Source organism: Photobacterium sp. 2_MG-2023 (genome assembly GCF_030547675.1).
GTDB lineage: Bacteria > Pseudomonadota > Gammaproteobacteria > Enterobacterales > Vibrionaceae > Photobacterium > Photobacterium arenosum.
Genome location: NZ_JAUOQQ010000002.1, coordinates 123918 through 143777, shown reverse-complemented (window position 1 = coordinate 143777; position 19860 = coordinate 123918). Strand labels below are relative to the sequence as shown.

Sequence of the window (19860 nt, the reverse complement as noted above, 5' to 3'; positions counted from 1 at the left end):
CTCTGCAGCCGGTGCTGTTTTTTGTGGCCCGGCAGATGTTAATGATCGGGCTCAAGCCGGGTTGCCAACTCCCGGTACTGAGCTGAAACCTCTTTACCGAACAGAGGATCACACAGGCAATCCTGGTATTCTTCTTCAACGGCTGCCCAGTCCTGGTCGGTAAAATGCTGGCGGATCACAGGGAACACCTTCTTCTCTTCGGTGTCCAGGTGCTGGTGCTGGCGCTCTACAAAGGCATTCAATTTTCCCGCAAAAACATCCAGCGGAATCACGGCATCCATCAGAATCATGTCGACGGTTTCAGCAAACTCTGCGGTCAGTCTAGCCAGCTCTATATGTTCCGCCTCCAGATCCAAAATGTCCTGCTCCTCACCATAGTGTCTGAGGTAGTAATGGTATATGACATCTTCTTTTGGGTGATGACAGTGCTCGGCCTGGTTCTGCAGATAGGTCACTATGTCGCGAATGAGCTGATAATTCACTTCGTGACCCGCTTGGATCCCTTTTAATTTTGTACCTAACAGTTTAAGCAACCGGTTGATATAACCATGTTCGGTGTGAATACTGTCCAATAGCATTTCGACCTCCCGGACATTAACATCCCAGCTATAAGTGTAAACCGGGATAGCGAATTCTGTTTGATCCAGGTTAAGTTGCCTTACATTTGTTCAGGAAGTTGCCAGTTAATCTCACTTTTACGGCTTTGTCGCAACCACTTGTTTGCCTGAGAGAAATGGCGACAGCCAAAAAAGCCCCGATAAGCAGACAAGGGTGACGGATGTGCCGCTTCCAGCACCCAGTGTCTGTCCCTGTCGATATGTTTTCCTTTCTTGTGGGCATGCGCTCCCCACAGCAGGAACACCAGACCATCTCTGTGCTGATTCAGACTGGTAATAACCCTGTCGGTAAACATTTCCCAGCCATACTTACTGTGCGAATGCGCTTTGCCTTGCTCAACCGTCAGCACAGTATTGAGCAGAAGTACGCCCTGCTCTGCCCAGGGCTGTAAGCAGCCATGGCTGGGAATGCTGAATCCGTCGATATCAGTGGCCAGCTCTTTATACATATTGGCCAGAGACGGGGGGACTTTAACTCCGGGTTGCACCGAGAAACTGAGCCCGTGTGCCTGTTCAGGGCCGTGATAAGGATCCTGGCCCAGGATCACTACCTTGACCTGATCAAAGGGAGTGGTATCAAAAGCGCGAAATACATCGGCCTCAGCCGGATAGATCACTCTGCCAGCCTGCCTTTCTGCGGCAACTTGTGCCTCAGCCTGCTGAAAGTAAGCTTGCTGCCTTTCCTGTTCCAGCAACTGTTTCCAGTCGAAAAGAGATGAAGATGGGGAATCTGAAACAGACATGTCGGCTCCTGCGGGGAAAATGAAGGTAAGCCGACATTCTGCCTGTCTGATCACGGCATCGCAATGACAACAGGTATCATTTGGGCCGGGACACAGGGCCAACAGGTGTACGCCAGTGACCGCGTCCCTGAATAGGACGATTGGCCTGAGGAAGGCGTGAGCCGCTTACTGAGTTCATTCCGGGGGCTGGCATTGCGCTCGATTTCATAGGGTGTTTCCTCATAATTGAAGGTTCAGTCTATTCAATGAAAGATCAATGCCAACTTTGTCAGTTTGTTCACTAGAGTTTTCTTACAGTGATTTAGCGGCATCTGTAGACCTCAGGCGACCAAAGCAGCAATCTGCTTTATCGCCAATGCGCCAGTTGAGCGCATTTGTGCGCATAATTTGTGCAGCGTCACGCAATAGGCAGTAAGGCAGTAAGAGTGCTTAGTTGATACAGATCAAGGGACCGGGGGCCCAACGCGGTAGGATGCCGTTATCCCTGACCACTTTGTCAGGCACACTATTTTGCTGTTTCAGATGACAACCAAGGAGCTGCCATGATCACCGGCATTCAAATTACCCAAGCGGCTAATCCTCAACTGCTCAATTCCATCTGGCTGCTGGATGCTGCCAGTGGCACAGCCCGCTGCCTGTGTACCATTGACGACTTTGCGCAAGATCAGGACATCGCCCTGTCTGAACTGGGTCAGATTGAGTACCGCGAACTGCCTGTTGAACAGGCTCCGCGTATTGAAGGCGGGCAGCACCTCAACGTGAATGTGCTCAGGCGAGAAACTCTGGAAGACGCCGTGGCGCATCCGGAAAAATATCCGCAGCTGACCATTCGGGTGTCTGGTTACGCGGTACGTTTCAACTCGCTGACGCCAGAGCAACAGCGTGATGTCATCGCCCGGACGTTTACCAGCACTTTATAAAAGCTTGCCGTACAAAAACGCCGCAACCTATTGGTCTGCGGCGTTTTTACCGTCTAATTTTTACTGAAATCAGGCTTTTTTCACAAATTCAGATTTCAGCATCATAGCCCCGATACCATCAATCTTACAGTCGATGTTATGGTCGCCATCCACCAGGCGGTTGATTTTCACTTTAGTCCCCACTTTGGCGACAGACGACGAACCTTTTACCTTGAGATCTTTAATCAGGGTAACGAAATCGCCATCCTGCAACACAGTGCCGTTCGCGTCTTTCACAATCAGTGCATCCACATCTTCTGTCACTTCACCCGGAATCCATTCATGACCACACTCAGGGCAGATCAACAGGTTGCTGTCTTCATAGACATAAGATGAATTGCATTCAGGGCAAGGAGGTAAGGTATCGCTCATACGCTGCTATCTCTCATTTAAAAAGTCATCACTTAAAGATATTCGCCCGCCACTGACTTGCCAGTGCCGGACGAGATGCCTGACATTATAATGTAATTATCATTAAATTATCACCTCGCCGGTTCTGTCATCACAACCCCCTGCCATGAAGGAGGTAATATCAATTAAAACAACACCTTATACGGGACCAGCATGGCTGTCTGAAGCGATTACTTCACCTGAGGGTTCTTCGTTGCGTCATCATCCAGATAACTGATGTCGTGCTTTTCCAGGTATTCACGGATTAACTGACGGACCACCTGGGACGGTGTCAGATCCTGGGAAGCGCACAGCTTTTCAAAAGCCTGCTTTTTGCGGGGATCCATCAATACGGTAAAACGGGCAGTCTTGCTTTCCACACTCAGCTACTCTCGGTCGGACATGATAATCAAATTATAATCTTAACCTGATGATGAAGAAACGATACAAACAAAAAGAGCCACCATAACGGTGGCTCAATCAGAGTATGACTCGCAGAGAGGTATCAGTCCTGAACGGCTTGCAGCACAGCTTTTAACTGAGCAAAATCATTGTCACGCTCAACCGACAGCAACTCCATTGCGCCATGTTTGGCAAGCGGCGCAGGTAAATCTATCTCTTTTTGCAGGATATCTTCCACCACTTCCTTGAACTTGGCTGGGTGCGCGGTACACAGGAACAGACCTGTCTCGCCGGCTTGCAGCTGCTCATTGAGTATGCGATAGGCAATGGCGCCATGTGGCTCACACAGATAACCGTCGGCATCCATCTGACGCAGTGTCTCTGCGGTCTGCTCGTCGCTTACCGCGCCGTAGCCCAGCTCGTTCAGGCCCCAGCCTTGTTGCTGGCACAGCTCTTCAATACGCGGCCAGTTGTTTGGCTGGCTGACATCCATGGCATTGGAAATGGTCGGTACCGTCGCTTTAGGATCCCACTTGCCGTCTTGCAGATAGCGAGGCACGGTATCGTTCACATTGGTGGCGGCGATAAAACGTTTCACTGGCAAACCCAGCGCTTTGGCCAGCAGGCCGGCGGTCAGGTTACCGAAGTTGCCGCTAGGAACCGACACCACCAGATTGCCGCGAGCAGCTTTCGGCAGTTGCGCCACCGCTTCGAAGTAGTAACAGATCTGCGCCATCAGGCGACTGATATTGATAGAGTTGGCTGAGTTCAGGCCCACTTCCTGACGCAGTTCAGCATCATCAAAAGCGTGCTTGACCAGCGACTGACAATCATCAAAGGTGCCATTCACTGCCACAGTGTGGATATTGCCGCCCAGCGTACAGAACAGCTTTTCCTGCAGCGGGCTGATTTTGCCCTTCGGATACAGGATCACCACCTTGATGTTGTCCATACCGTAGAAAGCATGGGCCACAGCCGCACCGGTATCGCCTGAGGTCGCGGTAAGAATAGTGATATTGCCATTGGCGTCAGACACTGCCGCCAGCGATTGCGCCATGAAGCGGCCACCAAAATCTTTGAATGCCAGCGTCGGGCCGTGGAACAACTCCAGCGCATAGACTGCGTCTTTCACTTGTGCGACCGGAGCCGGGAACTGGAAAGCGTTACTGACCATTTGCCGGACGGTTTCCGCGCCCAGTTCATCACCGATAAAAGCAGACAGAATACGGCTGCTGCGGGTAACGAAATCCTGCTCCAGCAACGCATCGATGTCGCCTAAATCCGGCAGTTGAGCAGGAAAAAACAGGCCCTGATTACGGCCCAGCCCCTGGCGGACTGCCTGGGCAAAAGACACTTCTTCCTGATGATCTTTCAAGTTATACAGCTTCATGATTAATACTCACTTCCTATTTCTGTTGAACCCTGGCTGTCGAGACGACAGACATGGACGAATCCTTCATCATTCTGGACATAATGCTGCTGCAACCAGCGGGCAATGCGCTCTGCGACCTCCAGATCATCACAGATGCTGAACATGGTCGGGCCTGAACCTGAAATACCACTGGCTAAAGCGCCCGCTTCCAAGGCGTACTGACGCGCTTCCTTAAAGCCCGGCAGCAAGCCTTCTCGGTAGGGTTCGGCCACCACGTCTTTGATCATTTTGGCGGCCAGTTGCGGCTGCTGGCTGTGGCAGGCATGAATAAAACCTCCCAGATAACGGCCATGGGCAATGATATCCTGTCGACGGTACTGAGCCGGTAAAATAGCCCGGGCTTCAGCAGTCGATACCTTGATGCCAGGATACGCCATCACCCAGTACCAGTTATCGAAACTCGGGACCGACTGGCTGATGATCCCCAGCTCCTCGACCATGAATTGCAACCCGCCAAGATAGCAGGGTGCCACGTTGTCGTAATGCACACCGCCTGAAATCTGACCTTCCATTTCACCCATCAGCGCCAGCAGTTCTGTCTCTGTCAGCGGGTTTTCATGAAAGCGGTTCAGCGCATCCAGGGCAGCCACAATTGAGCAGGCACTGGAACCCAGACCGGAACCAATTGGCATATTCTTCGCCAGTGTCATCGACACAGGTTTCAGGCTGACGCTTTTCTTATCCAGCTCACGGGCAAACACCTGCCAGCAGTGATAAACGATGTTCTCTTGCGGCTCAGCCGGCAGCTTAGCGACAAAATCACCTTCACATCGCAGCGAAAAGGGCTCTGTGCCGGCGGCCACTGTCACTTTATCCCCCAGCAGGGTGCCATCAACGGGCGACACTGCCGCCCCGAGAACATCAAAACCGACACTGACATTACCAATTGATGCCGGTGCGTAAACAGTCACACTCATTGTTAAACTCCCAGTTTCCAGCCGACGGTACGCATCAGATCAGCGAAGACCCCTGCCGCTGTGACCTCGGTACCGGCACCGTATCCGCGCAGGACCAGAGGAATGGGTTGATAGTAACGGCTGTAGAAAGCCAGGGCATTCTCGCCGTCCTTGATTTTAAACATAGGATCATCCTGATCAACGGCCGCCACTTTCACTTTGCATTTACCGTTGTCAATTTCACCTATGTAGCGCAGTACTTTGCCTTCTGCGGCCGCTTTGGCTGACCATTCACTGAAGTAAGCATCGGCCTGTGGCAGACGCTGCATGAAGGCCTCAACATCGCCACTTTGATCAAAGCCCGGCGGCAAGGCCGGCTCGACCACCACATCGCTCAGCTCAAGGGCATAACCAGCCTCACGGGCCAGAATCAAGAGTTTGCGCGCCACATCCATGCCGGACAGATCATCACGGGGATCCGGCTCAGTGAAACCGTTATTGCGGGCCACAGTCGTTGCTTCACTCAGGCTCATTCCTTCGTCCAGCTTACCGAAGATGAAAGACAGCGAACCTGACAAAATACCGGCGAAACGCTCCAGCTCATCACCGGCAGCCATCAGGTTCTGCAGGTTTTCAATCACTGGCAGACCGGCACCGACAGTGGTGTCATACATGAAACGGCGGCGGGTTACGCGCGCGGCCTGACGCAACTGGTGATAATACGCCATACTGGTCGTATTGGCTTTCTTGTTGGGCGTGATAACGTGGAAACCAGCGGCCAGGAAATCCACATACTGCTCGGCAATGGCTTCGTCTGAGGTACAATCGATAATCACAGGGTTGATGATGTGATTACGCTGCACCAGCTGAATCAGGCTAGCCAGATTGAACCCTCCGCTTGCCTGGCCGATCGCATCGCGCCAGTTTTCCAGCGGCAGGCCATTATTGTCCAATAACATGCCTTTGCTGTTCGACAAGCCACAGACACGAATGACAATGCCGTTTTCAGCCAGCTTCTCTTGCTGGCGCTGGATCTGATCCACCAACTCGCCACCAACACCACCGACACCAACCACAAAAACATCCAGGAAATGCTTACTGTTGAACAGGTTCTCATGACAGGCTTTCACCGCTTCCGAGACTTTGTTGGCCGGAATCACAGCGGAAATAGCCCTTTCAGAAGAGCCCTGCGCAATCGCGATAATATTGACATTCACTTCGGCCAGCGAGGTAAAAAATCGCGACGCCACACCACGGGAAGTACGCATACCGTCCCCGACCAGGGTCACGATCGCTGAATCGTCAATAAACTCTACCGGCTCTAACAGACCTTCTTTCAGCTCCAGCTCAAAATTATTACGCAGCGCCTGCTCAGCCACGAGTTGATCATCACTTTCGATACAAAAACTGATGCTGTATTCAGACGAGGACTGAGTGATCAGAACAATTGATACCCCTGCTGCTGACATTGCCCCGAATACGCGGGCCGCCATGCCGACCATGCCTTTCATACCAGGGCCGGACACATTTACCATGGTCAGGTTTTTGAGCGTGGTAATGCCTTTGATCGCCAGCTTGTCTTCACCCGTATCCTGACCGATCAGTGTACCGGCACCTTGCGGGTTAAAACTGTTTTTGATCAGGCAGGGAATGTGGAATTGCGCGATGGGTGCAATGGTTTTGGGATGCAGTACCGAAGCACCGAAGTAAGAGAGTTCCATTGCTTCCTGGTAACTGAGCGATTTCAGCAAACGGGCATCAGGCACCAGACGCGGATCGCAGTTATAGACACCATCGACATCTGTCCAGATTTCACAGCACTCAGCACGCAGACAGGCTGCCAGCACAGCGGCTGAATAATCCGACCCGTTACGGCCTAAAATAACCAGCTCACCTTTCTCATTACCGGCCGTAAAACCCGGCATGATATGGATGTGCCCTTCAGCCAGCGGATGACGGCGGAAGTTGTCAGTTGAGATTTCAATGTCGACATGCCCTTCCAGGTAATCACCATGCGCCACTAAAGAAGCAACCGGATCAATCAGATCCGCTTTATGCCCTTTGGCTTCCAGCACCGCTTTCATGGCTACGATAGAAATACGTTCACCTTTACTGATGACACGGGCGTAAACATTGTCCGGGCACTGTCCCAGCAACTTCATCCCGTGGACCAGTTGCTTCAGTTGCCCCAGCGAGCTGGCGAGTTTGGCATCCACGGCTGAACGCTCAAACGCAGGTAAAAGCTGCTCAATACCATCAAACAGGCTGTTAAAGGTGTTTTCCAGATCGGTGAGCTGCAGCTCGGCATCGCCCGTCGCGACTGTGGTATCTATGACTGACACCAGTTTGTTGGTCACTTTGCCCGGTGCTGACAGCACCACTGAGACTTCACCCTGGTGGGCATTACTGGCGATGATATCCGCCGCCCTGAGAAACCGGTCGGCATCCGATAAAGATGAACCGCCAAACTTAAGCACTCGCATTCCCTACTCCACTTCCGTTAATTTTGACTTGTCGGCAATTGCTTCCTGGCTGTTATTGTATGTGGCCAGTGAATATTGCCATTGAATCTGAAAAAATCATGGTGAAAAAAAAGCCCGCACTGTGAGGTGCGGGCTTTTTTTTGAAATCTTGCGCGTATCAGCCCGCCCCAACACTGTTTGTGCCGGTAATAATAATGGTGGTGGTGCCGATAAGGTTAAGTGCCATGTTTTTATATTATTGCTAATGTTGTGTGCGTGTTGTTTACGTTTACCTGATCCTCAGGTATGAGTCAACACTGACTAGTGATTTATTTCTTACTTTCCCAGAATACAGTTTTTGTCTCTGCCAATTCATTATTCCCGCCAAGAATAGATTAGTCGCATAAAATTAGAGGAAATCGCATTTCTGCAATTGCAGTTAACTCATTGACATAGCATAGTAACTCGTAAGGATTATTTGCCTTCTCAAGCAAGACCTGAAGCAATTAACCCGTTAAAGCCCAATAATGTTCTGGTTCAAGAAAGTCAACGCACCCTCAGAACCAGAGAGATCACTCACAGGCCATGCAGGAAGACAGCCTGGAGGATGACAATGATTACAATAATATTTCGGAGGGATCCGGCATGACAGCAGCGATGGAACAGCTTGTTGCACATACCATACTCCAAGGCTTTGATGCCATGTACGGCCGGTTTCTGGATGTCACCGCCGGTGCGCAGGACAGATTTGAAAATCAGGACTGGATGTCAGTCCATCAGGCCCTGAAACAGAGGATCAGCTTTTACGACCATCATGTGGAACTGGTCAGCCGCCAGATCCAGATTATGCTCGGCAGGCAATACGCTAACCGCGAGTTTCTGACCGCCGTCAAATCCTCCTATGAAGATCTGCTGCTGGATTACCCTCGCTATGACATTGCCGAAAGCTTCTTTAATTCCGTCTATTGCCGAATTTTCGAGCATCGCGATATCAACCGCGACAAACTGTTTGTGCACAGCTCGCAGACCGGGCGCATCGCGCCTTATCCAACAGCTTTAACCCGTTTGTACCAGTCTGAGAACGGGTCGCACTATCTGTTTGAACGCATGATGGATGAAACCCCTTTCACACTGAACTGGGAAGACAAAAACCGGGATATTGCCCTGATAGTGAACAGGCTCAACAATGAGTTTGGCAGTGCAGCGATGCAAAAAGCGCGACTTGAGCTGATCAAAGAACCGTTTTACCGTAATAAAGCCGCTTACCTGATTGGCCGGTTGTTGCTGGAAAACAATACCCAGATCCCCCTGGTGTTACCTGTGCTGACCACAGATAATCGCCAGCTGTATGTGGATGCCTGTCTGTGCCATGTTGATGATGTCAGTATCGTTTTTGGCTTCGCGCGTTCTTATTTCATGGTGTACGCTCCGGCACCTGCTGCACTGGTCCGTTTCCTCAGCGAGCTGTTACCAAACAAAACCCATGCCGAACTTTACACCGCCATAGGTTGCCAGAAGCACGGTAAAACAGAGCTGTACCGGGAATTTCTCCATCACCTTGAACACTCTGACGACAAGTTCGATCTGGCGCCGGGTATCAAGGGCATGGTCATGAGTGTCTTTACCCTTCCTTCCTACGGGTTCGTCTTCAAAGTGATCAAAGACAAATTTGCCCCTCAGAAAGAAATGAACCGAGCCACAGTCAAAGAGAAATATCAGCTGGTTAAAGAGCATGACAGGGTCGGCCGGATGGCTGATACCCAGGAATACCGCAACTTCAGTTTTGACCGCTGCCGATTCAGTACTGAGTTACTGGAAGAATTACAGCGTGAAGCACCGTCGAGCCTTATCGTGACTGACAAGGAAATCATGATAAAGCACCTCTATATCGAGCGCAGGATGATCCCTTTCAACCTGTATATTGAACAAGCCAATGATGACGATCTGCGCCACGCCGTGGATGAATACGGCAAAGCCATCAAACAACTGGCGGCCGCCAACATCTTCCCGGGTGACATGCTGTTCAAAAACTTCGGTGTGACACGCCATAAACGCGTGGTCTTCTATGACTATGATGAAATCAGCTACATGACCGAAATTAACTTCCGCCATATTCCGCCGCCCCGGTTCCCGGAAGATGAATTGTCAGCTGAACCCTGGTACAGCGTGGGCACCAATGATGTTTTCCCGGAAGAATTTCGTACTTTCCTGCTGATCAACCCCAAAGTGCGAAAACTGTTCGATGAACTGCACAGCGATTTGTTTGACCCCGGCTACTGGCAGCACTTACAGTCAAACATTGAGCAAGGGCGGTTTGAAGATGTTTTTCCGTATAAAGAAAAACATCGGCTGATAAGAGCACAAAAACACTCGTAATTTGATCTTTGCCGCAATCTGAGATGTAAATCAGTGATGTGCGACGAAACACGCACTTTGTGAAATATTTCTGGCCTAGGATTAATTGGTATACAAAAGGAAACTGCACTCACAGGGATGGCTGAGGATGAAACACTGCTGCTTATTGCTCTTATTCTGTCTGGCCTGGCCAGCGCTGGCCACGGAGCCGGCAACTGAGCCTGTTTCAGCGTCAGCAATGGCAGGATGGTTTCTTAATTCTCAGTCACGCAGCGCTGAGCAATTTGACCTCTGGCAGATAGACAGCGGTTATGCCTATGCCCTGACCCAGTCCACCCAGGTGTATGTCAGTACCCGCCTTAAAAGCGGCAACCAGCAACAGGCGGCAACACGTGGCTTATTATCAGGCGTAAAGTACAACTTCAGCCCCAAAATCAGCCTGCGTAGTGCGGTAACGTCTGAGCGGGTGGAAGAAAACACCCGTCTTGGTGTCGAGCTCAGCAGTCAATACGAGCTGAATGAGAAGGTAAACCTGCATGCCACCATGGATTATGAAGCGTTAGAGCAGGTGTATCAGCTCGGTATTGGCTTTCGATTTTAAGCCCCCCACACCAACAGAGCACAGGCTTAAAGCACGGACAAATCCAGCGGCTCTTTACTCAACAAGATACCATTGGGATCCGCGTACAGAATATCCCCGGGGTAAACCAGCGTATGTGCGACGGTCAGGGTGACATTCCTGTCTCCGGTCTGGCGTTTCTCAGTTTTAAACGGACATACCGCAATGGCTTTGACCCCCAGCGCCATCTCGCTCAGCGCGACGACATCACGCACTGCGCCGTTAATCACTATGCCTTCCCATTGATTCTTGATCGCCAGCAGAGCCAACTGATCACCCAACAAGGCTTTGTTTAACGATCCATGACCATCGATCACCAGCACCTTGCCGGTGCCGTCTTCGTTGAGAATATCCCTCACCAGACTGTTATCTTCAAAGCAGCGCAGTGTCACCACTTCGCCATAAAACACTGGCTTCCCACCAAAATCGCGATGTGCCAGCGGCAACCAACGTACTTCATCCTCGTAGTGGTCACACAAATCCGGCAATAGATCTTTCATCGTAGAACTCCTTACTCTAATCCTTGAATATGAAGATAAGCGGGCCATTTCCCGAGCTCGGTCTGAGAAAAACCCTGATGCTTAAGCATAACGGGCACCAGAAACAGCTGCTGCTGTGATACCCAGTAAATTGCATTTTGCCGCCACTTCGCCGCCAGCTCACAAGCCTGACTCAACCCGGTACACACTGCCAGACTCGGCTCATGCCAGCGCCCGTCCGGCGCACTGCAATCAAGCCTCAGGTAAGCATATCCCAAAGCGGACAATTCAGCTTCCAGACGCTGCTGCCGCTGACGATTTTCCTTACAACTGAGTACGATACTTTCAGGGTTAAAAGCGGTTAAAATAGCGAAGCTCGAGTAGTCAGGTATCTCAGACGCACGAAAAATGATCTGCTGATAGCTTAGCCATATTGCCTGCCGGGCATGCCATTCCGCATGCCTGTCCTGCAACGGATCATCATCAGAGTGGCGGCAATCTTCCGACATGTGTCTGATCTCCCTGCCTGGTCAGCCAATACGACTGTTATCTTTAACAGCCTTATTTCATTGATGAAACAACAAATTGTTTGAGCTATAACAATAAGATAGTGTTTCCGATACGCTAGTATCGCACGGTAAAATCGAAAAAACTGAGCGCAATACAATAAAATCATATTGTTAGTACGCTGTTAAATGCATACAATCGTCTGCATCCAAGGGAAATTGTAGCCAGTCCCGCAAGTTCGGGTTTTTCAGCAAGTTGTCCGTTGGGCCGCTGAAAAATGAGGATGGCGTACCAGCAGGTAGTTGAAAAGACGGGTGCAAACTGCAACTGTTCTGTTACTTTGCCTGTAAGCGAATTATTTTTATAGAATTGAAATATTCTCTGTTAGACCAGATTCCGTTTTGAGTAATTAGGTACTGCCAATGCAAACCCCTCACATTCTAATTGTAGAAGACGAGCACGTAACCCGTAACACCCTGAAAAGCATCTTTGAAGCAGAAGGGTATACGGTTTTAGAAGCCAGCGACGGTGCAGAAATGCACAAGATGCTGTCTGAACATCATGTTCACCTTGTGATCATGGATATCAATCTGCCAGGTAAAAATGGCCTGCTGCTGGCCCGTGAATTGCGTGAGCAAGGCGATATGGCGTTGATGTTCCTGACCGGACGTGACAACGAAGTGGATAAGATCCTTGGCCTGGAAATTGGTGCGGATGATTACATCACTAAACCTTTCAATCCAAGAGAGCTGACCATTCGTGCCCGTAACCTGTTAACTCGCGCAATGAGCCAGGGGCTGGCCTCAGAAGATCGCCGCCTGGTTGAGCGCTATGAGTTTAATGGCTGGTCTCTGGAACTGAACAGCCGTTCTCTGATGAGCCCGAGCGGTGATCAGTTCAAGCTGCCACGCTCTGAATTCCGTGCCCTGCTGCATTTTTGCGAAAATCCAGGCAAAATCCAGACCCGTGCAGAGCTGCTGAAAAAGATGACCGGCCGTGATCTGAAGCCGCATGACCGCACAGTTGACGTCACTATCCGCCGTATTCGTAAGCATTTTGAATCAGTGTCCGACACCCCGGAAATTATCGCCACTATCCATGGTGAAGGGTATCGTTTCTGCGGTGATATCGAAGAAAACTAAGACCAGACACTAACTTGTCCGCCATATCGAGTAGGGTGAGGCGTTACCGCCTCATCCCTCTCACAGAACCGTACGTACGGGCCTCGTATACGGCTCATGCACATTTCCATTCAGCGTAACTGCTGAACACATACCCCGTCCTCACCTGCTCAAGATTGACCAAACCTAGGTCGTTGAACCACTGGTTTGGCATCGCATAGCTCGCGAGTGGGCTCGCCGCGCTTCTCCAACTCGACATCTGGATGTAGCTGAACGGAGGCTTATACCCTCTCTGCTTCAACCAGCGGTGAAGCCTGCTCGACTTCTTCCAGAGTTTGAGTTGGATGCTGCGCAACCGCCTCCTCAGCCAAGCGGCTATTTTCTTGAGCTCCCGGCTGGCATTGGCTATCCGAAAATACTGGCTAAAACCTCTGAGCACTGGATTCAGCTCGCTGATCACCTGCCCTAATGGCTTTCCGCCATTACGCCGGGTCAATCTTTTCAGTTTCGCTTTGAACCCTTGCAGTTTCTTCGACTGAATACGGGTGTATCGACTCCCGATTTCTACACCGAGGAACTTCACCCCTTCATCGCTGTGGGCGATGTGGGACTTGTGCGGGTTCACCGTTAACTTCAGATCTTTTTCCAGGATCTTCGTCGCCTGTCTGAGTGCATTTTCTGCACCCGACCGGCTGCGACAGAAAATCAGAATATCGTCTGCATATCGGACTATCCTGTGGCCTCGTCTTCTCATCTCCTGATCAAACGCGTCCAGATAGATATTCGCGATCAGCGGGCTGATCACTCCGCCTTGCGGACTTCCAATCTCTGTTGCATGCCATTGCCCGTTGACCATCACTCCGCTTTTCAGAAACTGCCTGAGCAGCTCCAGTACACTGCCATCTGTGACCCGTTTTCGGATGCTCGTCAGGATGAACTCGTGGTCGAGTTTATCGAAGCATTTAGACAGGTCCATATCCACAACATGTTGTAATCCATATCGCCGGATGAACATGGTCGCTTTGTTGATGGCGTCGTGACAACTTCTCTGTGGCCGGTATCCAAAACTTGATGGATGGAACTGCGCCTCAAAGATAGGCGTGAGTATGTCATTCAGGGTTTGTTGAACGACTCTGTCCCGAACCGTCGGGACGCCCAGCAGCCTGATCCCGCCATCGTCTTTCGGGATTTCCACCCGCCTGACGGGCTGGGGCCGATACTGCTTGGTTTTCAGCTCCAGGAGAAGTTGGTCGAGGTTATCACTCAGATTTGAGGCGAAGTCGCTCAGGCTCTGCATATCAATTCCTGCCGCGCCTTTTGCTTTCCACACCTTTTTAAATCCCCTGTACAGCCGCGCCTTATTCAGCAGATGACCGTACAGACTGTAATAGACTCTCATCTTCTCCCTTTGGGTTGTGTGCCGTGTGGGGACAGAATGCCTTCTTTTCATGTCGGCCTGTTTCATCGGACTGTATAGCCTTCTAGCGCAATGGCAATCTACTACAGTGAGCCCTGATTACTGCCGTGTACGGTTTCATCCCTCAGTGTCCTGCTCCCAGTTTACCGAGCGAGAATACCCCGGTCGCGAACCGGCTCGTGTACCATGAAAAAAAAACATCTGCTCATCACAGACTTAAAATGTACTTCCTCCCTTCGCAACACGGCATGCTTTGGGCGATGCCGTGCCCCATCGGACGCAGTACCGATGGTCAGCTCAGTTTTATCCTCCACACCATTACTGGGCTTCACAGGCCGAGCCTTACTCACTACTACGGATTCATCTGCCACCTCACACCAACACGAGACTTGGCTTTCACCTTGTCCCCGTGTTTCCGGTGTCTACCCGGATGTGGTGCCAGGCTTCCCCAGTTACTGCACTGGCTCCCTGTTAACGATCCCACCCTCAAACACAGCTCAGGTCTGACTGAGTATCGGGCTTCGCGCTATTGTGCACGCTTACCCACCTAAACTGCCGTAACAGGTTCACTTGCGTTGTGTACCGTTAACTTCCTATCGCTTCCTTCAGACCCAGCCGTTGGCCAGCTATGCCCTTGCGATTCGGATTATCTTCCCCTCAGTCGGGGCGATTCAGGGTTCTTTCAACCTGACGGGTTTACCAGCTTCGCTGGGCAAACACAAAAAAGCGTCGCTATTGCGACGCTTTTTTAATGGTTTGCTATCCGCCTGTTCAGCTCTCTTTATTGGCTAACCAGGTTTTCAGCACCTTCAAATCGGCCTGATAACTCGTTTTAATTTCATCAACCCAGTCTTCGATGTTTTCCCACCAGGCCGGCAATTCAGGCGACTGTGCTTTCTGGGCCACCTGCTGAATACGCTTCAGGCCAATAGAACCCGCGGCTCCCTTGATCTTGTGCGCTTCAAACTTAATGCCGTCCTTGTCTTTCGCCGTCATATTCGAATCAAGAATCGCCAGATATTCAGGCATCATTTTTTCGAACATATCCAGTGAATCATACACAGGCTGAGCACCGACAATATCCACATAGGAGTCCAGCATCTCCAAATCCAACAGTTTGCTCAGCGTATCCTCGCTCAGACTGTTCTCGTCAGCTATCACAGGCTCCTGGCCCTCCGTCTGGCTGGCACCCTGCTGTATCAAAGTCTGAATCACAGTGTTAATCGCCTTAACGCTGAGCGGCTTACTGATGGCATCATCCATGCCCTGATCCAGATATTCGTGTTTGTCTTTAATAACATTGGCCGTCAGCGCCACCAGTGGCGGCAACTGGCGATAGCGCGCACGCAGGACTTTGGCGATTTCAAAACCTGTCATATCCGGTAATTGAATATCCAGCAGCACCAAATCGTACTGAGCCGGTGTAAACACCTCCAGTGCCTCATCCCCTCGCATCGCCACAGTGACCTGATGCCCCAGGCCCTCCAGCAATGCCTTGGCAACTGTGATATTCAGCTCTATGTCTTCCACCATGAAAATGCGCAGTGAATGCTGTGCCAATTCGGGCAGCTCTTCATCCTCGACAATCTGCTCAAGCACAGGGACACAGATAGTGACAGTGAACGTACTGCCTTCCCCGACTTCGGAGCTGACTTCAATATCCCCGCCCATCATGTTCACCAGCTGGCGCGATACCGCCAGGCCAATACCGGTGCCGACGGCATGCAGATTATCCTGACCCTGTTTCACCTGATAGTACATAGCAAAGACTTTATCCAGCTCAGACTCAGGAATGCCGATCCCGCTGTCTTCGATCTCAAAGGTGATTTCCGCCTGCTGATTGTCCAGCAGTTCGCTGCTCACAGACAGAATAACCCCGCCTTCCTTGGTGAACTTGGTCGCGTTGCTGATCAGATTCCACAGCACCTGACGCAGCCGCGTGCCGTCGACCTGAATATAGGGTGGTAAATCAGTCAGTTGTTCCAGATCGAATCGCAGACCCTTCTGCTCGGCCATCAGACCGGAAATATTGCCCATTTCTTCGATAAAAGCATCGAAGTCCAGCGGCGTTGGCAACAACTCCAGACGACGGCGATCCGACTTATCCATGTCGATAATGTCATTGAAGATATTGCCCAGGGTAATGGCGCTGACATAGATAGTACGCATGTAGCCGCGCTGCTGCTCATTGAGCGGGCCTTCCAGCAGCATTCGGCTCAGTCCCACGATCCCGTTCAGCGGTGTCCGTAATTCATGGCTGATGGTCGAGATAAATGCGGTTTTATCACGGCTGGCTTTCTCCTGGGCTTCCTGATATTGCTTGCGCTCGGTAATGTCGCGGCCAAATCCCATCAGGCCAAGCCGGCGGCCATCACGGCTGTAAAAAGGCACTTTACGCAATTCAAATATAGCTTTGCGGCCGTCAGGGTATTCCAGCCACTGTTCGTAGGTCAGCGAGATATTTTGGGTGAAAACCTGCTGATCAGTTTCCACTATTTTGACCGCCACCTCTTCACTGTACACATCCCAGGGAGTCAGTCCGACCAGCTCCTGTTCCGTTCTGCCGGTCAATTCGGCCATCGCCCGGTTACAGCCAGAAAATTCATTCTTTTCGTTACGGTAATAAATGAGATCCGGCGACGCATCAAGAAAGGACTTCAGCAAGGCACTTTGCTCTGCCAGTTCGAGCTGGGCGCTCTCACGCTGTGCCACCTCATTCTCCAAGTCCTGCATCGCAACCCGGCGCTCTTCTTCAGCCTTAACCCGCACTTCGATCTGCTGATTCAGCTCAGTAATGTTATCTTTCAGCTGCTTGTTCAGGGTCAGATCCCGTGAGCGCATTTCTTCCAGTTTGGTCACCAGCTTGGACAACCGCTGGCGGGAATCTTCAAGCTGATCCACCACCACAGACAGAAAATAAACCGCCCAGGGGGTGATCAACAAACCAAAAAAAACAGAGCGGACAATATCTATGTCCAATACTTCACCCTGCAGTGCCAGTGTGACCCCCACCTGTACCACCACAGCCAATGCCACCAGTGCTAACGCCAACAGCAGGCTGAAGCGCACTATGCCAAGCTTCACCAACAGGTCGACATAGAACTGCGCCAACATTTTTATTTGTTTCATTGTGATTCCTGCTACAACAAAATGCTGCCCTCAGGCAGCATTAAAACTCATCTGATTCGGCCATCAGGCGGGTAGTATTCCGCCCGTCTGCTTTTGCTTTGTAAAGCGCTTTGTCTGCCATTGCAATCAACTCGCCATAATCCTGATTTGGCATAGGTGTCATGGTGGCCACACCTAAGCTGACAGTCAGCATGTCACTGATGCCTGAAAAGCCATGAGGGATGGCTTTCTCAGCCAGTTTATTGTGGATTTTACCTGCCACTGTTTGCCCACCCGCCAAAGGCGTATTCGGCAGCAGAAAGGCAAACTCCTCGCCGCCATAACGGGCGACTTCATCCGTTTCCCGGCGGATCACGCTATCGAACACCTGGGCCACTTCCTGCAATGCGTGATCGCCTTGCTGGTGACCGTAATTATCGTTGTAAGCTTTAAAACTGTCGATATCACAAAGAATTAATGTCAGAGGCTGTTGCTCGCGCATATGGCTGTGCCAGAGCTTGCGCAGTTGTTCATCGAAGCTGCGGCGATTGGCCACTTTTGTCAGGCTGTCGACAAAACTGAGCTCCTGCAATTCCATGATGGCGTCGGCCAGCTGCTGCTCAGCCTGCTTACGCTCTGTCACGTCCCTGGCTATCAGCAACACGCCGGCTGAGCCGTCGGTCGGATCGCGATACGGGGATTTCACAATTTCATACCAGACCGGCTCACCGGTTTCGAGAATGACATAGGCATCCGTCTTCACGGTCAGGCCGTCTCTCAGCACTTTAATGTCAGTCTGATAGAACTCCTGCAGCATCTCAGGATCAATCACATTGCGGGCTGTCTTACCGATCAACTCTTTGGCACTGAACCCCAGCACTTTGGCAAAAGGTTCATTACAGCCAACATAGACGCCGTGCTCATTATACAAACCGATAGGATCCTGACTGGCATTGAGGATGGAGTTGAGCAGGGTGTTACGCTGAGCCAGGATCTGCTCCGTGACTTCCCGCTTCTCTATTTCCTGCTTGAGGCTTTCTTGCATCTCGTGCCAGTCGGTCACGTCATGGCTGATACTCAGCGTGCCAATGATCAGACCGTCTTCGTCTGTCATCACGGTTTTATTGGTTTCCAGCAACCGGCTGGCACCATCCGGTGCCGTGGTCCAGGTATGAATCACAGGCGTCTCGCCGATGCCGGTCGGATCGCCCTGTATCAGTCCCTCTTCCCGACGGCCGCGCCAGAAACGATCGAAGGCGGTATTGGTGCCTATGATATTACCGGCCTTATCCTGAAAATATACCAACTCTGACAGTGAGTTCAGGACGCGCTGGAAAACTCGCTGTTCTATCTGAACGTAAGGGTTAGCCTGACTGGTTGGCGCGACAAAAAACAGCAACCAGGCTGATTGCCAGCGATAGCTGAGCAACTGTCCGGAAATTAGCACCCTGATGGTCGAATTGCCGAGTTGCAGTGTTTCTTCTACGTTTTCGAACCCGGTACCTGGCTGTAAGGGGCGCAGCACATCCGCCATCATCCGCGCGCCAATACCTTCCGGATAGTAAAAGCGGTTCTCCACTTTACTGACCCCCAAGAGCTCTCGGCAGCTGGCATTGGCATAAAACAGCTCACCATCTTTACTGCGGACAATGGCCGCTGCAATGGGAAGCCGGGAAATAGTGGCATGGAGACGCCGAAAGGCCAGACTGCCCAAATGATGCACTATCCAGGCCGCCAGTGAAGTCAAAACAGCCACCAACAGAAATGTCATACCAATGACTGACATATTCAGCCCTTCTTCAGCTTCCCCCCATACCGGTAAAGCGGTACAGGCAACGATAGCAAACGCCATCATGTTCACTTTCTGCATGCTGTTTCTTCTCCCCGCAGTCTTCCCTGGCGGTTCCGTGTAGGCCATCTTGGCTCTGCAATACTCAACCGCCAATTTAACACAGTTGCAAGAAGCTGCTGCATGTCGCGGATTTTTAATATGCCAAAAAGTGATGTTTGACACTCCTGAGCGTCAAGGATTCGACACTAATTACATTCATCAGGACAGAGTAATCTGCTAGTCCGCAATCTAAATCACACCCCATCATGCCAAAAACACAATCTGAAATAAAATAACCACAAATACAACTGAAACTTTCCCATCAAAAAATCTCCTCCCTTTACACCAATGAGTAACAATTCATCAACATCGGGATATCATGAATTTTTAGTCATAATTTTAACTAGAACGGCCAGGGTTTTAGCTCGCACTACAACTAAAGTCGGATTTAGTGATAGTAATTCAGCCAACAGATCTGTAATATATTTTCATTGTGTGCATTATATAACCAGATTGCCATCC

17 protein-coding genes and 1 other annotated feature are annotated in these 19860 nt (G+C 51.0%); of the genes, 4 read left to right on the top strand and 13 right to left on the bottom strand.

All coding sequences use genetic code 11. The annotated features are described in order from the left end of the window. Positions 1 to 38 precede the first annotated feature (38 nt). The 3 genes from Q4491_RS03320 to Q4491_RS03310 all read right to left on the bottom strand — a co-directional run bounded on the left by Q4491_RS03320 (position 39) and on the right by Q4491_RS03310 (position 1568). Positions 39 to 578: a hemerythrin domain-containing protein gene (locus tag Q4491_RS03320; RefSeq protein WP_218383409.1), complete on the bottom strand. Its 540-nt coding sequence runs from the start codon at positions 576 to 578 to the stop codon at positions 39 to 41. 80 nt (positions 579 to 658) lie between these two features. After that, positions 659 to 1360 carry a uracil-DNA glycosylase gene (gene ung / locus Q4491_RS03315; RefSeq protein WP_192015538.1) on the bottom strand — a complete coding sequence of 234 codons (702 nt, stop codon included), beginning with the start codon at positions 1358 to 1360 and terminating at the stop codon, positions 659 to 661. 76 nt (positions 1361 to 1436) lie between these two features. Then, positions 1437 to 1568, bottom strand: a complete 132-nt coding sequence (locus tag Q4491_RS03310; RefSeq protein WP_303454589.1) for a hypothetical protein — start codon at positions 1566 to 1568, stop codon at positions 1437 to 1439. Between the two features lie 334 nt (positions 1569 to 1902). Between Q4491_RS03310 and grcA the strand changes: the two genes are divergently transcribed. After that, a complete protein-coding gene (gene grcA / locus Q4491_RS03305) occupies positions 1903 to 2280 on the top strand; it encodes an autonomous glycyl radical cofactor GrcA (protein WP_192015537.1) in 378 nt (125 codons plus the stop codon). A 69-nt stretch (positions 2281 to 2349) separates the two neighbouring features. Here the strand turns inward: grcA and Q4491_RS03300 are convergent, their stop codons facing one another. The 5 genes from Q4491_RS03300 to thrA form a co-directional block, all read right to left on the bottom strand. Continuing rightward, positions 2350 to 2691: a zinc ribbon domain-containing protein YjdM gene (locus tag Q4491_RS03300; RefSeq protein WP_192015536.1), complete on the bottom strand. Its 342-nt coding sequence runs from the start codon at positions 2689 to 2691 to the stop codon at positions 2350 to 2352. Positions 2692 to 2900: 209 nt separating this feature from the next. Beyond that, positions 2901 to 3089 (bottom strand): CopG family transcriptional regulator, encoded by a 189-nt coding sequence (locus tag Q4491_RS03295; RefSeq protein WP_027253128.1) that lies wholly within the window; start codon positions 3087 to 3089, stop codon positions 2901 to 2903. Between the two features lie 125 nt (positions 3090 to 3214). After that, positions 3215 to 4501, bottom strand: a complete 1287-nt coding sequence (gene thrC / locus Q4491_RS03290; RefSeq protein ID WP_192015535.1) for a threonine synthase — start codon at positions 4499 to 4501, stop codon at positions 3215 to 3217. Positions 4502 to 4503: 2 nt separating this feature from the next. Further along, positions 4504 to 5460, bottom strand: coding sequence for a homoserine kinase (gene thrB, locus Q4491_RS03285; RefSeq protein ID WP_192015534.1), 957 nt, complete (start codon positions 5458 to 5460; stop codon positions 4504 to 4506). Positions 5461 to 5462: 2 nt separating this feature from the next. Next, positions 5463 to 7922: a bifunctional aspartate kinase/homoserine dehydrogenase I gene (thrA, locus tag Q4491_RS03280; RefSeq protein ID WP_303454577.1), complete on the bottom strand. Its 2460-nt coding sequence runs from the start codon at positions 7920 to 7922 to the stop codon at positions 5463 to 5465. Positions 7923 to 8025: 103 nt separating this feature from the next. Further along, positions 8026 to 8141 (bottom strand) — a sequence feature (Thr leader region). A 405-nt stretch (positions 8142 to 8546) separates the two neighbouring features. On the opposite strand from thrA, the gene aceK reads away from it, so the two are divergent. Further along, the gene (gene aceK / locus Q4491_RS03275) at positions 8547 to 10277 is read left to right on the top strand and encodes a bifunctional isocitrate dehydrogenase kinase/phosphatase (protein ID WP_303454574.1); all 1731 of its coding nucleotides are present in this window, start codon (positions 8547 to 8549) and stop codon (positions 10275 to 10277) included. A gap of 127 nt (positions 10278 to 10404) precedes the next feature. After that, on the top strand, positions 10405 to 10857 hold the full coding sequence (locus tag Q4491_RS03270) for a hypothetical protein (protein WP_237793810.1): 453 nt from the start codon (positions 10405 to 10407) through the stop codon (positions 10855 to 10857). Between the two features lie 26 nt (positions 10858 to 10883). Here the strand turns inward: Q4491_RS03270 and Q4491_RS03265 are convergent, their stop codons facing one another. Then, positions 10884 to 11375 (bottom strand): putative 4-hydroxy-4-methyl-2-oxoglutarate aldolase, encoded by a 492-nt coding sequence (locus tag Q4491_RS03265; RefSeq protein WP_192015530.1) that lies wholly within the window; start codon positions 11373 to 11375, stop codon positions 10884 to 10886. 11 nt (positions 11376 to 11386) lie between these two features. Beyond that, on the bottom strand, positions 11387 to 11863 hold the full coding sequence (locus Q4491_RS03260; RefSeq protein WP_303454567.1) for a DUF3293 domain-containing protein: 477 nt from the start codon (positions 11861 to 11863) through the stop codon (positions 11387 to 11389). Between the two features lie 420 nt (positions 11864 to 12283). Here Q4491_RS03260 and arcA point away from each other — a divergent pair, with 420 nt between their 5' ends. Beyond that, positions 12284 to 13003 (top strand): two-component system response regulator ArcA, encoded by a 720-nt coding sequence (gene arcA, locus Q4491_RS03255; RefSeq protein WP_192015528.1) that lies wholly within the window; start codon positions 12284 to 12286, stop codon positions 13001 to 13003. Between the two features lie 94 nt (positions 13004 to 13097). Here arcA and ltrA read toward each other — a convergent pair whose 3' ends face one another. The 3 genes from ltrA to Q4491_RS03240 all read right to left on the bottom strand — a co-directional run bounded on the left by ltrA (position 13098) and on the right by Q4491_RS03240 (position 19377). Then, positions 13098 to 14381, bottom strand: coding sequence for a group II intron reverse transcriptase/maturase (gene ltrA / locus Q4491_RS03250; RefSeq protein ID WP_303454564.1), 1284 nt, complete (start codon positions 14379 to 14381; stop codon positions 13098 to 13100). Positions 14382 to 15170: 789 nt separating this feature from the next. Next, positions 15171 to 17528, bottom strand: coding sequence for an aerobic respiration two-component sensor histidine kinase ArcB (gene arcB, locus Q4491_RS03245; protein WP_303454561.1), 2358 nt, complete (start codon positions 17526 to 17528; stop codon positions 15171 to 15173). 40 nt (positions 17529 to 17568) lie between these two features. Then, positions 17569 to 19377 carry a diguanylate cyclase gene (locus Q4491_RS03240; protein ID WP_192015526.1) on the bottom strand — a complete coding sequence of 603 codons (1809 nt, stop codon included), beginning with the start codon at positions 19375 to 19377 and terminating at the stop codon, positions 17569 to 17571. Positions 19378 to 19860: the final 483 nt, after the last annotated feature.

What these genes read in the sequence shown, in the direction of transcription:
- Q4491_RS03320 (WP_218383409.1), bottom strand. Translation starts at nt 578, where the DNA reads ATGCTATTGGACAGTATTCACACCGAACATGGTTATATCAACCGGTTG.
- ung (WP_192015538.1), bottom strand. Translation starts at nt 1,360, where the DNA reads ATGTCTGTTTCAGATTCCCCATCTTCATCTCTTTTCGACTGGAAACAG.
- Q4491_RS03310 (WP_303454589.1), bottom strand. Translation starts at nt 1,568, where the DNA reads ATGAAATCGAGCGCAATGCCAGCCCCCGGAATGAACTCAGTAAGCGGC.
- grcA (WP_192015537.1), top strand. Translation starts at nt 1,903, where the DNA reads ATGATCACCGGCATTCAAATTACCCAAGCGGCTAATCCTCAACTGCTC.
- Q4491_RS03300 (WP_192015536.1), bottom strand. Translation starts at nt 2,691, where the DNA reads ATGAGCGATACCTTACCTCCTTGCCCTGAATGCAATTCATCTTATGTC.
- thrC (WP_192015535.1), bottom strand. Translation starts at nt 4,501, where the DNA reads ATGAAGCTGTATAACTTGAAAGATCATCAGGAAGAAGTGTCTTTTGCC.
- thrB (WP_192015534.1), bottom strand. Translation starts at nt 5,460, where the DNA reads ATGAGTGTGACTGTTTACGCACCGGCATCAATTGGTAATGTCAGTGTC.
- thrA (WP_303454577.1), bottom strand. Translation starts at nt 7,922, where the DNA reads ATGCGAGTGCTTAAGTTTGGCGGTTCATCTTTATCGGATGCCGACCGG.
- aceK (WP_303454574.1), top strand. Translation starts at nt 8,547, where the DNA reads ATGACAGCAGCGATGGAACAGCTTGTTGCACATACCATACTCCAAGGC.
- Q4491_RS03270 (WP_237793810.1), top strand. Translation starts at nt 10,405, where the DNA reads ATGAAACACTGCTGCTTATTGCTCTTATTCTGTCTGGCCTGGCCAGCG.
- Q4491_RS03265 (WP_192015530.1), bottom strand. Translation starts at nt 11,375, where the DNA reads ATGAAAGATCTATTGCCGGATTTGTGTGACCACTACGAGGATGAAGTA.
- Q4491_RS03260 (WP_303454567.1), bottom strand. Translation starts at nt 11,863, where the DNA reads ATGTCGGAAGATTGCCGCCACTCTGATGATGATCCGTTGCAGGACAGG.
- arcA (WP_192015528.1), top strand. Translation starts at nt 12,284, where the DNA reads ATGCAAACCCCTCACATTCTAATTGTAGAAGACGAGCACGTAACCCGT.
- ltrA (WP_303454564.1), bottom strand. Translation starts at nt 14,381, where the DNA reads ATGAGAGTCTATTACAGTCTGTACGGTCATCTGCTGAATAAGGCGCGG.
- arcB (WP_303454561.1), bottom strand. Translation starts at nt 17,528, where the DNA reads ATGAAACAAATAAAAATGTTGGCGCAGTTCTATGTCGACCTGTTGGTG.
- Q4491_RS03240 (WP_192015526.1), bottom strand. Translation starts at nt 19,377, where the DNA reads ATGCAGAAAGTGAACATGATGGCGTTTGCTATCGTTGCCTGTACCGCT.